Source organism: Ruegeria sp. BJ5, from assembly GCF_056537865.1.
Map to the genome: position 1 here is coordinate 57,261 of NZ_JBQFSH010000003.1, position 12,841 is coordinate 70,101.

General features: G+C 62.0%; 11 protein-coding genes. 8 read left to right on the top strand and 3 right to left on the bottom strand.

Features of this window, described 5'->3' with window-relative positions:
• Positions 1-113 precede the first annotated feature (113 nt).
• A complete protein-coding gene (locus tag ACR0NY_RS10945) occupies positions 114-875 on the top strand; it encodes a DUF1013 domain-containing protein (RefSeq protein WP_170341379.1) in 762 nt (253 codons plus the stop codon).
• A 50-nt stretch (positions 876-925) separates the two neighbouring features.
• Positions 926-1,315, top strand: a complete 390-nt coding sequence (locus ACR0NY_RS10950; protein ID WP_170369215.1) for a hypothetical protein — start codon at positions 926-928, stop codon at positions 1,313-1,315.
• A gap of 41 nt (positions 1,316-1,356) precedes the next feature.
• On the opposite strand, the gene ACR0NY_RS10955 is transcribed toward ACR0NY_RS10950, so the two are convergent.
• Positions 1,357-2,385 (bottom strand): permease, encoded by a 1,029-nt coding sequence (locus tag ACR0NY_RS10955; RefSeq protein WP_170369214.1) that lies wholly within the window; start codon positions 2,383-2,385, stop codon positions 1,357-1,359.
• On the bottom strand, positions 2,378-2,686 hold the full coding sequence (locus tag ACR0NY_RS10960; RefSeq protein WP_093964304.1) for an ArsR/SmtB family transcription factor: 309 nt from the start codon (positions 2,684-2,686) through the stop codon (positions 2,378-2,380). The genes ACR0NY_RS10955 and ACR0NY_RS10960 overlap by 8 nt, the downstream gene beginning before the upstream one ends.
• 134 nt (positions 2,687-2,820) lie before the next feature.
• On the opposite strand from ACR0NY_RS10960, the gene pdxR reads away from it, so the two are divergent.
• The 6 genes from pdxR (at position 2,821) to ACR0NY_RS10990 (ending at position 11,857) form a co-directional block, all read left to right on the top strand.
• Complete coding sequence (gene pdxR, locus ACR0NY_RS10965; protein ID WP_170369213.1) at positions 2,821-4,281, top strand: MocR-like pyridoxine biosynthesis transcription factor PdxR; 1,461 nt, start codon at positions 2,821-2,823, stop codon at positions 4,279-4,281.
• A gap of 125 nt (positions 4,282-4,406) precedes the next feature.
• Positions 4,407-6,182 (top strand): sulfoacetaldehyde acetyltransferase, encoded by a 1,776-nt coding sequence (gene xsc, locus ACR0NY_RS10970; protein ID WP_170341371.1) that lies wholly within the window; start codon positions 4,407-4,409, stop codon positions 6,180-6,182.
• A 21-nt stretch (positions 6,183-6,203) separates the two neighbouring features.
• The gene (gene pta, locus ACR0NY_RS10975; RefSeq protein WP_170341369.1) at positions 6,204-7,211 is read left to right on the top strand and encodes a phosphate acetyltransferase; all 1,008 of its coding nucleotides are present in this window, start codon (positions 6,204-6,206) and stop codon (positions 7,209-7,211) included.
• A 90-nt stretch (positions 7,212-7,301) separates the two neighbouring features.
• A complete protein-coding gene (locus ACR0NY_RS10980) occupies positions 7,302-10,121 on the top strand; it encodes a molybdopterin oxidoreductase family protein (RefSeq protein ID WP_170369212.1) in 2,820 nt (939 codons plus the stop codon).
• A gap of 112 nt (positions 10,122-10,233) precedes the next feature.
• Entirely contained in the window at positions 10,234-10,983 is a 750-nt protein-coding gene (locus tag ACR0NY_RS10985; protein WP_093964299.1) for a 4Fe-4S dicluster domain-containing protein, read from the top strand.
• A gap of 1 nt (position 10,984) precedes the next feature.
• Positions 10,985-11,857, top strand: coding sequence for a dimethyl sulfoxide reductase anchor subunit family protein (locus ACR0NY_RS10990; protein WP_170369211.1), 873 nt, complete (start codon positions 10,985-10,987; stop codon positions 11,855-11,857).
• 74 nt (positions 11,858-11,931) lie between these two features.
• On the opposite strand, the gene dapA is transcribed toward ACR0NY_RS10990, so the two are convergent.
• On the bottom strand, positions 11,932-12,804 hold the full coding sequence (gene dapA / locus ACR0NY_RS10995; protein ID WP_093964297.1) for a 4-hydroxy-tetrahydrodipicolinate synthase: 873 nt from the start codon (positions 12,802-12,804) through the stop codon (positions 11,932-11,934).
• Positions 12,805-12,841: the final 37 nt, after the last annotated feature.

Genomic DNA, 12,841 nt, shown 5'->3' on the forward strand with positions numbered 1-12,841 from the left:
GCATCTGCACGACTATATACGGGCCAAGTTCCCCGACAACGGAAACCTGCCCCAAGACCACGGGGCCGCCGAATTCCGGCGACGGGACAGATGTATTCAAAGGAGACGGGCTGATGGCAAAACCCCTGATGGCCAAGGCAACCGCCGTTTGGCTGGTGGACAATACCACGATCAGCTTCAAGCAGATCGCGGATTTCGTGGGCATGCACGAGTTGGAAGTGCAAGGCATCGCTGATGGCGATGTGGCGGCAGGCGTTAAGGGGTTCGACCCGATCGCCAACAACCAACTGACTCAGGAAGAGATCGACAAGGCCGAGAACGATCCGCTGCACAAGCTGAAGCTCAAGTTCAACCCGGCCGCCGCCGGCGAGGAAAAGCGCCGCGGTCCGCGCTACACGCCGCTGTCCAAGCGTCAGGACCGACCGAACTCGATCCTGTGGCTGGTCAAGTTCCACCCGGAGCTGACCGATGGCCAGATCGCCAAACTGGTTGGAACCACCAAGCCCACGATCCAGTCGATCCGCGAGCGCACCCACTGGAACATCGCCAATATGCAGCCGATCGACCCGGTCGCGCTGGGCCTGTGCAAACAATCCGAACTAGATGCCGCCGTCCAGAAAGCCGCCGCCAAGAAGGCCGCCGAAGGTGGCGTCATGAGCGATGACGAGCGCCGCAAGTTGGTCTCTACCGAACAGTCGCTGGAAATGGATGCCGCTCCCAAGATCCCCACGGCGATCGAGGGGCTGGAAACCTTCTCGCTGTCCGATGACGGCGACGAGGAAAAAGAAGACGAAGCAGTGGTGGATGCCGACAGCTTCTTCAACCTGCCCAAGGGCGGCGCCGAAGAAGACGACGAGGACGACCTGCGCAACTGACACTGTGCTGGCCCCGGTCCGATGGACCGGGGCCTTTTTGGAACTGGACCATGCTGAACATTCTATCGTCTATCTTCGGGCCGCACCGGGCGGTTTCGATTTACGCTTTCGCAAAAACCAAGGGACTGGCCATTCTGGGCGGCGTGGCCGTTATCGCCGTAGCTGCCGGTCTGCTGCTGTTCAGCGGCGATGGGAAACACGAACACAAAGCGTTTCTGACCGTTCCCGTATTATCGGCCACACCGATCAATGGTGATCTCAAGAACGGGGTCATCGCGTCGGTTCGATTGCCGGACGGATCGGCAACTTCAATCACCGCGACCGAGGCGCCGATCGCGCGCAGTGTCGGAACCACGGCCTGTGTAGAAAAGCGGGTTTACGTGGACAGCGGCGAACCGCGCTATCGGTTCAAATTGCCAAGCAACTGCGGCGCAAGCTGATTTGCAGAACCGCCCGGAGAATACTCCGGGCGGTTTTCTTCTTACAAAAGCTGGAACAGGATCCCGGCTGCAATAGCTCCGCTGATCCCAAGCCCGATGTAGGCTGCGAACACACGGGGTTTGACCAGAGACCAGACAGCCGCCATGGCCGGAATGGAACTGACGGCCCCGGCGATCATGAAGGACATCGCAGCGCCCGCGCTCATCCCCTGCTCCATCAGGCCGGCCAAAAGCGGCGGCGCGACATACGAATTCAGGTAGGCCGGCATCCCGACAAAGGCGGCGATCACGATCGGCAAGGCACCGTCGCCACCGACCAGCCGCGCGATCAGATCAGCCGGAACATAGCTGACCAGCAGCGCCTCGAGCACATAGGCCAGAGCGAGCCACTTCAGCAGGAACAGGCCGTTCTGCACGAATTCCCGACGGAACCGGACGCGGCGTTCGGGCTCTTGCCAAAAGCGCCAAAGCAGCGTGTCTTTCTTCGGACCGCAGCCACAGCATCCGGCCGGTTCATAGTGGCGCAGAGGTTGGGAAAATGCACCCTGACGCATGAGAAAACGCACCGCGAACCCGCCGAACAATCCCAGTGCCACGGCAGCAACGGCTTTGCCGATCGCAAACGGCCAGCCCAAAGCGCCCGCCGTAATCAAAAGCGTGGGCGGGTCAATCAACGGCGAGCTCAGCCAGAAGGCCATGACCGCCGACAAGGGCGCACCCAATGCAAGCAGGCCTGCGATGAACGGGATCACCTCGCAAGAGCAGAACGGAGCCAACCCGCCAAACAAAGCGGCCAGCAGGATCATCCGGGTTTCGCGGCCCTCGAAGGCCCGGGCAACCATAGTCTCGGCCCCGCTGGCCTTGAGGTAGGACAGCAACAGCACTGCAAACAGGATGTACTGACCGGTGTGCACCAGAGCCTTGGCTGCAAAAGTCGTGACGTTCACCCTATTGCCCGGGTCCAGAATGGCCACAAGAACAAGGATCACCACGATCAGGGCCCAGGGTGTCTTCAGCAGACCGGACAGGGTTTGACCAACGGCCTTCGGGGATTGCGTCAATTCAGCCATCGTTGGCAACCTTTCTGGATTCATCCGCGCAGCATTCGCTGAGGATGAACTGCGCCAGTGATCTCAATTCATCGAAACATGCACGGTTGATTGTGGTCCGCCCGGATTTCTCCTGCTCGACCACGCCGCCTGCCGCCAAGAAACGCAGGTGATGAGCCAGGGTGGACGGTGCCATCCCAGTCCGGCTTTGGATTTCCCCGACCGTCAGACCCGCCTGTCCGGCCCGTACAAGGGTCTTGAGCACCTGCAATCGCGCCTCGGACCCCATCGCGGAAAACCCTGCAGCAGCTTTTTCCCACATTTGCTTATCTCCATTAAACTAGATTTCTAGTTTCTTAGTGATGAGCTATGCCCGTGTCAACCGTATGGGTAAATTTCCGTTGATCCTGAATAAGTCCAGATTGCCCTGCATTTAAGTCCAACATATAACGAGGCATGGGAATTTCGGTCGAAACCTTCTTTCTGAAACCGGGCGGTCAGGGCACTCTGCAGGCGCAGATCCAGCAGATGATTGCCGAGGGCATCCTGTCAGGCCGCTTTCATGTCGGTGAGAAACTGCCGTCGTCGCGCAAACTGGCCGCGCATCTGGGTGTCAGCCGCATCACCGTGACGCTGGCCTATACCGAGTTGCTGGCAAATGACTATCTGACGGCCAAAGGCCGGTCCGGGTACTACGTGTCGCAGAACGCGCCAGTGCCGCCGAAATACACACCGGTTCAGCGCAGCGAAGAAACCGTCAACTGGGACGCCGCACTGGCCCGCCGTTTTTCCGACGGTGATTTTCTGGCCAAGCCACCGGATTGGCGGGAATACAGCTATCCGTTCATCTACGGCCAGGCCGACCGCACCCTGTTTGATCATGCGAACTGGCGCCTCTGCGCCGTTCGGGCCCTTGGCCACAAGGATTTCGACTCGCTGACCGGCGACTACGTGGATCAGGACGATCCATTGCTGATCGAGTTCATCGCTCGCCACACGTTGCCCCGCCGCGGTATCGCTGCACGGCCCGAGGAAATTCTGATCACGCTGGGCGCTCAGAACGCCCTGTGGCTGACCTCGCGCATTCTTCTGGGCCAAGGGCGCAAGGCGGCGATCGAGGATCCCAGCTACTACGCTCTGCACGAACTTATGCGCTGCTCGGATGCCTCGATGACACCATTGCGGGTGGACAAGGATGGGTTGCCGCCCGAGTCCATCCCGGACGGCACCGATGTGATCTACACCACGCCCAGCCACCAATGTCCGACAACTGCGACAATGCCCGTCGCCCGGCGTCACGACCTGTTGAAACGCGCCCGCGAACTGGACGCGATGATCGTCGAAGATGACTATGAGTTCGAGATGGCCTTTCTGGGTGCCCCGTCACCGGCGCTCAAGTCTTTGGACAAGGACGGGCGTGTGGTCTACGTGGGCAGCTTTTCCAAGTCGTTGTTCCCGGGGTTGCGGCTGGGGTACATGGTCGGATCCGAACCGTTCATCCGCGAGGCCCGCGCGCTGCGGTCGCTCGTTTTCCGACACCCACCCGGCCATATCCAGCGAACGGCGGCCTATTTCCTGTCGCTCGGGCATTATGATGCTCAGATACGGCGTATGTCCAAGGCTCTGATGCAGCGGCGCAAGACGATCGAGGACGCGATCGAGGCGAACGGGTTGACCGTGGCCGGGCGCGGCGTCTTTGGTGGATCGTCGATGTGGATGAAGGCACCGGACCATGTCGACACGGCGGAACTCGCGAAAACGCTGCAGAATCAGAGTGTTCATATCGAGCCCGGCGCTGCGTTCTTCTCGGGGCCGGATCGGCCCAGGAACTATTACCGCCTCGGATATTCCTCGATTTCGGCTGACCGGATACCCGCGGGAATCGAACGGGTTGCGGCCGTGATCCGGGCCTGCTGAGGCCACACTGGACCTACTCCGGCGCCGTGTCTGGCCCTAACCCAGATGCCCCCGTTGCGCCAAAACCAATGGCAAGCCAAGGCGTATCGCCTGACCGTTTCCACCATTGCTTGGAGAGCGTCCAAATGAAAATGACGACAGAAGAGGCCTTTGTTAAGGTTCTGCAGATGCACGGCATCGAACACGCGTTCGGGATCATCGGCTCGGCCATGATGCCGATCTCGGACCTGTTCCCCAAGGCCGGGATCATGTTCTGGGACTGCGCTCATGAAGGCAGCGCCGGCATGATGGCCGACGGCTACACCCGCGCCACCGGCAAGATGTCGATGATGATCGCGCAGAACGGCCCCGGCATCACCAACTTCGTCACTGCCGTCAAAACCGCTTACTGGAACCACACACCGCTGCTGCTGGTCACACCGCAAGCGGCCAACAAGACCATCGGTCAGGGTGGTTTCCAGGAAGTAGAGCAGATGAAACTGTTCGAGGACATGGTCGCGTATCAGGAAGAGGTCCGCGATCCGTCCCGCGTCACCGAGGTTCTGAACCGCGTGATCATGAAGGCCAAGCGCGCCAGCGCCCCGGCCCAGATCAACATCCCGCGTGACATGTGGACTCAGGTCATTGACGTCGAACTGCCCGCGGTCGTCGATTTCGAGCGTCCCGCAGGCGGTGAAACCGCAGTCGCAAAGGCCGCCGAACTGCTGTCGAACGCCAAGAATCCCGTGATCCTGAACGGAGCGGGCGTGGTGTTGGCCAAAGGCGGCATCGAGGCCTCCAAGGCTCTGGCCGAGCGTCTGGATGCGCCGGTTTGCGTCGGCTACCAGCACAACGACGCCTTCCCCGGCAGCCATCCGCTGTTTGCCGGCCCGCTGGGCTACAACGGGTCCAAGGCAGCGATGGAGCTGATCAAGGAAGCCGACGTGGTCCTGTGCCTCGGCACGCGCCTGAACCCGTTCTCGACCCTGCCGGGCTATGGCATGGAATACTGGCCGGCTGACGCCAAGATCATCCAGGTCGACATCAACCCCGACCGGATCGGCCTGACCAAGAAGGTCTCGGTCGGTATCGTCGGCGACGCGGCCAAGGTGGCGAATGGCATCCTGGCGCAGCTGAGCGACACGGCCGGAGACGAAGGCCGCGCCGAACGCAAGGCCAAGATTGCCGAGAAGAAGTCGCGTTGGGCCCAGCAGCTCAGCAGCATGGACCACGAGGACGACGATCCAGGCACCAGCTGGAACGAGCGCGCACGCGCGGCCAAGCCCGACTGGATGAGCCCCCGCATGGCCTGGCGCGCCATTCAGGCCGCGCTGCCGAAAGAAGCCATCATAAGCTCGGACATCGGCAACAACTGCGCCATCGGCAACGCTTACCCGTCCTTTGAGGAAGGTCGCAAGTATCTGGCCCCCGGCCTGTTCGGACCATGCGGATATGGACTGCCCGCCATCGTCGGCGCCAAGATCGGCTGCCCGGACGTGCCCGTAGTGGGTTTTGCCGGTGACGGCGCCTTCGGCATCGCGGTGAACGAACTGACCGCCATCGGCCGCGAGGAATGGCCTGCCGTGACGCAGATCGTGTTCCGCAACTACCAGTGGGGCGCGGAAAAACGCAACTCGACCCTGTGGTTCGACGACAACTTCGTGGGCACCGAACTGGACACCAAAGTGTCCTATGCCGGCATAGCCCAAGCCTGCGGCCTTAAGGGTGTCGTCGCCCGCACAATGGACGAGCTGACCGCCGCCCTGAACCAGGCCATCGAAGACCAGAAAAACGGCATCACCACCCTGATCGAAGCCCTGATCAACCAGGAACTGGGTGAGCCGTTCCGCCGCGACGCTATGAAAAAGCCTGTGGCGGTGGCCGGTATTTCGGCCGACGACATGTTGCCGCAGCAGGTCTGAGCGGGAACGGAGCTGGAGCGGATGACCCTGACACCCATTGAGTTGTTGCGTCAGCAAGCTCCGGCAATCCGGCCAGTCGTTGCACTGAGCGAAGGCAGTGATCCCCGCATCGTTGCGGGGGCGCTTGCCGCCCGGTCCGCAGGGCTGTCCGACATCATCCTTGTCGGTCCGCGGGCAGAGATCGAAACCGAGTTGCTGGCGCAGGGCGCCGCATCGGGCGATGACCTTTCCATCCATGACCCGACCGAGTCGCCGCTGACCGAGGAGTTCGCGGCCATCTACCACGATCTGCGCCGGCACAAGGGCGTGGATGCGGTGTCGGCCCGGTCCGCCGCCGAAACGCCCTTGGTCTACGCGGCCATGCTGGTCCGGACGGGCCGTGCCACGGGAACGGTCGGTGGCGCTGTCCACACGACCGGTGAGGTGGTTCGCACGGCGATTCAGGTGATCGGCCTGGCCCCGGATGCCGGATTGGTGTCCTCGTTTTTCCTGATGTACCCGCCGGATCCGGGCGGACCTGATGCGCGCGCGATGCTGTTTTCCGATTGCGGGCTCGTGATTGATCCGACCGCATCGGAACTGGCCCATATCGCGGCGGCCTCGGCCCAGTCGGCCCGGGCCATCCTGCGGGAACAGCCGTCGCTGGCGATGCTGAGCTTTTCAACCAAAGGCAGCGCAAGACATCCCGGTGTCGACAAGGTTACCGAGGCAACGCGCCTTTTGCGCGAACAGCATCCCGAGCTGCATGTCGACGGCGAGCTGCAATTCGACGCGGCTTTCCACCCCCCCGTCGGCCAGAAAAAGGCTCCGGGATCGACTGTGGCCGGCAAGGCCAACGTCATGATCTTTCCCAATCTGGACGCGGGAAACATCAGCTACAAAATCACCCAGAGGATCGGTGGATACATGGCGATCGGTCCGGTGCTGCAGGGTCTGGCCCGACCGGCGAATGATCTGTCCCGGGGCTGCAGCGCAGAGGATGTCGACCAGATGATCGCCGTGACCGTGCTGCAGGCATTGGGAACATGACCATCAAATCTGACGCCATCGTCAGAACAGTATTCTAAATCCGGGCTGAAAGTGACAAGTTCGTCCCGACGCAAACGACTGGATCCGCAAATGACCCATCAGCAGCCAATCCTCGACACGTCCCCCAAGGTCTCGGACGAGGTTCGCAAGACAACCTGCTACATGTGTGCCTGCCGGTGCGGGATCAACGTCCACATGAAAGATGGCAAGGTCGCATATATCGAGGGCAACCGTGACCACCCGGTGAACAAGGGGGTTCTGTGCGCCAAAGGCAGCGCGGGCATCATGCAGGTCAACGCCCCGTCACGCCTGCGCGCTCCGCTCAAGCGGGTGGGTCCGCGCGGGTCGGGTGAGCTCGAGGAAATCAGCTGGGACGAAGCGTTGGACATCGCGGTCGGCTGGCTCAAGCCGCTGCGCGAGGACAACCCCGAGAAACTGGCCTTTTTCACCGGCCGCGACCAGTCGCAGTCCTTCACCAGCTTCTGGGCCCAGAATTTCGGCACCTGCAACTATGCGGCCCATGGCGGTTTCTGCTCGGTCAACATGGCGGCCGGCGGCATCTACACGATGGGCGGCGCGTTCTGGGAATTCGGCCAGCCCGATTGGGACCGCACCAAGCTGTTCATGCTGTTCGGCGTGGCCGAGGACCATGACAGCAACCCGATCAAGATGGGCATTGGTAAGATCAAGGCGCGCGGTGCCCGCGTGATCGGGGTGAACCCGATCCGCACCGGCTACAACGCAGTGGCCGATGACTGGGTCGGCATCACGCCCGGCACCGACGGTCTGTTCATCCTGTCGCTGATCCATGTGTTGATGAAGGCCGGCAAGATCGACCTGGATTACCTGAGCCGCTACACGAATGCGCCGGTGCTCATCAACGCCGCCGAAGGCCCCGAGAACGGCCTGTTTCTGCGGGACGCGGATGGCAAGCCGCTGGTGATTGACCGGGTCACCGGGCAACCGACGGCCTTTGACAAACCGGGCGTCCGGCCCGACCTGACCGCCACCTATGAAATGGACGGCATCACCCACAGGCCGGTCTTCCACCTGATGGCGGAAAAATACCTCAGCGACGAATACGCCCCCGAAGCGGTGGCCGAGGAATGCGGCGTACCCGCCAGCCGGATCGGCGCCATCGCCGGTGAGCTGGCGCGCGTCGCTTTTGACGAGGCCTTCGAGCTGGACCAGGAATGGACTGACTTCCGGGGCGAAAAGCATAGCAAGATGATCGGCCGGCCGGTGGCCATGCATGCCATGCGCGGCGTTTCGGCCCATGCCAACGGGTTTCAGACCTGCCGTGCGCTGCACGTGCTGCAGATCCTGCTTGGCACGGTCGAAGTCCCGGGTGGGTTCCGCTTCAAGCCGCCCTATCCGAAGCCGGTCGAAGCACACCCGACCCCCCATTGCAAGGTCACGCCAAACTCTCCCCTGGACGGCCCGCATCTGGGTTTCGTGCGCGGCCCCGAAGATCTGGCCCTGAAGGCCGATGGCAGCCCGGCGCGCATCGACAAGGCCTTTACCTGGGAAAACCCGATGTCCAGCCACGGGCTGATGCACATGGTGATCTCGAACGCTCACGCGGGCGATCCCTACAAGATCGACACGCTGTTCATGTACATGGCCAACATGTCCTGGAACTCGACCATGAACACCAAGGGCGTGATCGAGATGCTGACGGATAAGGATGACAACGGCGACTACGTGATCCCGCGGATCATCTATTCCGACGCCTATTCCTCGGAAATGGTGGCCTATGCCGACCTGATCCTGCCCGACACGACCTATCTGGAGCGCCATGACTGCATCTCGCTCCTCGACCGCCCGATCTGCGAGGCCGACGGAGCCGCAGATGCGATCCGCTGGCCGGTGATCGAACCCGATCGCGACGTGCGCGGATTTCAGACGGTGCTGATCCAACTGGCCAACAAGCTGGGTCTGCCGGGTTTCACGGATGAGGACGGCTCGGCCAAGTATACGGACTACGCCGACTACATGGTCAACCACCAGCGTAAGCCCGGGATCGGCCCGCTGGCTGGGTTCCGCGGCGCAGATGGCTCGCAGGTGGGTCGGGGCGACGTGAACCCGAACCAACTGGAGCGCTACATCGAGAATGGCGGCTTCTACCTGGAACACATCCCGGACGAGGCCCTGTTCTACAAACCCTGGAACGCCGCCTATCAGGACTGGGCAGTGGGAATGGGCCTGTATGACAGCCCGCAACCCTACCTGTTCCAGCTCTATTCCGAGCCGATGCGCAAGTTCCAGCTGGCCGCCGAAGGCTATGGTGACCGCCAGCCACCCGAACACCTGCGCGGCCGTATCAGGGAAACCATGGACCCGCTTCCGATCTGGTACGAAACCGACCAGACCGGAAACGAGGGCTTTACCGTCAACGCCCTGACCCAGCGCCCCATGGCGATGTATCACAGCTGGGGCACCCAGAATGCCTGGTTGCGGCAACTGCACGGGCGCAACCCGCTTTATGTTCCCACCAAGCTGATGCGCGAACACGGACTGAAGGACGGGGATTGGGCCAAAGTCAGTTCTCCGCACGGAGAAATCACTGTGCCGGTGATGGAAATGGCGGCGTTGAACGACAACACCGTCTGGACATGGAACGCCATCGGCAAACGCAAAGGGGCATGGGCGTTGCAGCCCGACGCGCCCGAGGCAACTAAAGGATTCCTGCTCAACCACCTGATCCACGAATTGCTGCCGCCCAAGGGCGACGGTCTGCGCTGGGCCAATTCCGACCCGATCACGGGACAGGCCGCGTGGTTTGACCTCAAGGTCAAGATCGAAAAAGCCGAAGCACCGGCAGACGCCCAAAGCCAACCGGAATTCCCGCCAATCAAGTCTCCGGTCGGCACCGGCCCCAAGGATCTTGCATGGAAGATCGGCAAATGACCCAGCGCCACACTCCATTTGGCCCGCAATACTCCGGGGATGAATTGAGCCGAGCGGCTCAGGAGGGGGCTGGCCCCCTGTCGGCCCCGGCCCTCGACAAAGAGCAGACGCCATGACCCAACTTCCCCAATCCACCGAGCGAAAAATGGGCCTGGTCATTGACCTGGATACCTGCGTCGGCTGCCACGCCTGCGTGATCTCCTGCAAGGGCTGGAACACCGAGAACTACGGCGCGCCCCTGTCCGATCAGGACGCCTATGGCGCCGACCCCTCGGGCACATTCCTGAACCGGGTGCACTCCTACGAGGTGCAGCCGGCCGAAGGTGCCGCCCAGCTGATCCATTTCCCCAAATCCTGCCTGCATTGCGAGGATGCCCCCTGCGTCACCGTCTGCCCCACCGGCGCCAGTTACAAGCGGGTCGAGGACGGGATCGTGCTGGTCAACGAAAGCGACTGCATCGGCTGCGGCCTGTGCGCCTGGGCCTGCCCCTATGGCGCGCGCGAACTGGACGCCGCAGAGGGCGTCATGAAGAAATGCACCCTGTGCGTCGATCGCATCTACAACGACAACCTGCCCGAGGAAGATCGCGTTCCCGCTTGCGTGCGGACCTGCCCCGCGGGTGCCCGCCATTTCGGTGACCTGGGCGACCCCGACAGCGAGGTCAGCCAACTGGTGGCCGAGCGCGGCGGAATGGATCTGATGCCCGAAATGGGCACCAAACCGGTCAACAAATACCTGCCACCCCGCCCCAAGGATACGGTCGAAGAGCAGATCGACATCCTGGCGCCCCTGCTGGCGCCGGTCGCCGACGAGCCGAAGGGCTTCCTTGGCTGGCTGGACAAGGCATTGGAGAAGCTCTGACATGCATCCCGCACCTTCCGTCATCCTGTTCACCACCCTGTCGGGGCTGGGCTTCGGCCTGCTGTTTTTCCTGGGCCTCGGCTTTCCGAATGTCTCGGGCTGGGTGGCCTTCGTGTTCTTCGCCATCGCCTATGCGCTGTCCGTGGGTGGGCTCATGGCCTCGACCTTTCACCTCGGCCACCCCGAGCGCGCCCTCAAGGCGTTCACCCAATGGAAGACAAGCTGGCTCAGCCGCGAGGGCTGGTGCGCAGTTCTGGCCCTGTTGGTCATGGGGCTCTACGCGATCGGTGTGATCTTTCTGAACCAACGCTGGTCCGGTCTGGGTCTGATCGGTTCGCTGCTCTCATTGGCGACCGTTTTCACCACCTCGATGATCTACACGCAACTCAAGACGATCCCGCGGTGGAATCTGACACTGACGCCCGTGATGTTTCTGAGCTTCAGCGTGGCTGGCGGCGCGCTTTTGGCGGGGCAGACCGCGTTTGCGATCCCGCTGCTGTTGATCGCCGCGCTGGTTCAGATCCTGTACTGGCGTTCGGGCGATCAGGCCTTGGCCAACTCGGGAACCAACCTTGGTACGGCAACTGGCCTTGGCGACCGGGGTTCTGTCCGCGCGTTTGAACCGCCGCATACAGGAACCAACTATCTGCTGCGCGAATTTGTTCACGTTGTCGGACGCAAACACGCAGACAAGCTGCGGGCCATTTCCTTTGCCTTGGCCTTCGTGGTTCCCGTCGGTCTGTTGATCCTACCGTTCAACCACCTGGTCGGAGCGCTGGCGGTGCTGTCTCATATGGCGGGTATCGCAACTTCGCGCTGGCTGTTCTTTGCCCAGGCTGAACATGTGGTCGGGCTGTACTACGGCAAGCGCTAAGTCACCCTGCAAACAAGAAAAGGGCGGTGCCGGTTCTCCCGGACACCGCCCTTTTTCTTTCGGAACGCGCCTGATCAGATCAGGCCTGCATGCTCCATCGCGGCATCAATCGCGGCCTTTGTGCTGTTTTCCAGCGTCGTCAGCGGCGACCGCACTTCTTCGGTGCAGCGTCCCAGTTTGCTGAGCGCGTATTTCGCACCCACCAGGCCCGGTTCGATGAATATGGCTTCGTGCAGCGGCATCAACCGATCCTGATACTCCAGCGCCGTCGCATAGTCGCCGGACAGGGTCGCCTGCTGGAACTCGGCACACAGCTTCGGGGCCACGTTTGCGGTGACCGAGATACAGCCGACGCCACCATGGGCGTTGAAACCCAGGGCTGTCGCGTCCTCACCCGAAAGCTGGCAGAAGTCTTTGCCGCAGGAAGCGCGCTGCTGGCTGACGCGGGCAAGATCGCCCGTGGCGTCCTTGACACCGATGATCCGAGGCAGTTGCGCCAGCGCACCCATGGTGTCCGGGTTCATGTCGATGACCGAGCGGCCCGGGATGTTGTAGATGATGATCGGAATATCCGCACAGTCATGCAGCGCCCGAAAATGCGACAACAGACCTTTCTGAGTCGGCTTGTTGTAGTAGGGCGTGACGACCAGGGCCGCATCCGCACCCACTTTCTGTGCGAATCGCACGAACCGGATGGCTTCGACCGTGTTGTTTGACCCGGCCCCGGCGATGACCGGCACGCGCCCCGCGGCGGCCTTGACCACCTCGGCCACTACGGTTTCGTGTTCCTCGTGGCTCAGCGTCGGGCTCTCGCCGGTCGTGCCGACGGGCACCAGACCGGTCGACCCTTCGGCAATTTGCCATTCCACCAATTGTTTGAGCGTATCCAAGTCCAACTCGCCGTTGCGGAACGGGGTGACGAGAGCTGGCATCGAGCCTTTGAACATGGAACGCTCCTTGAGGTTCAATCGTGTGATGCGCGCC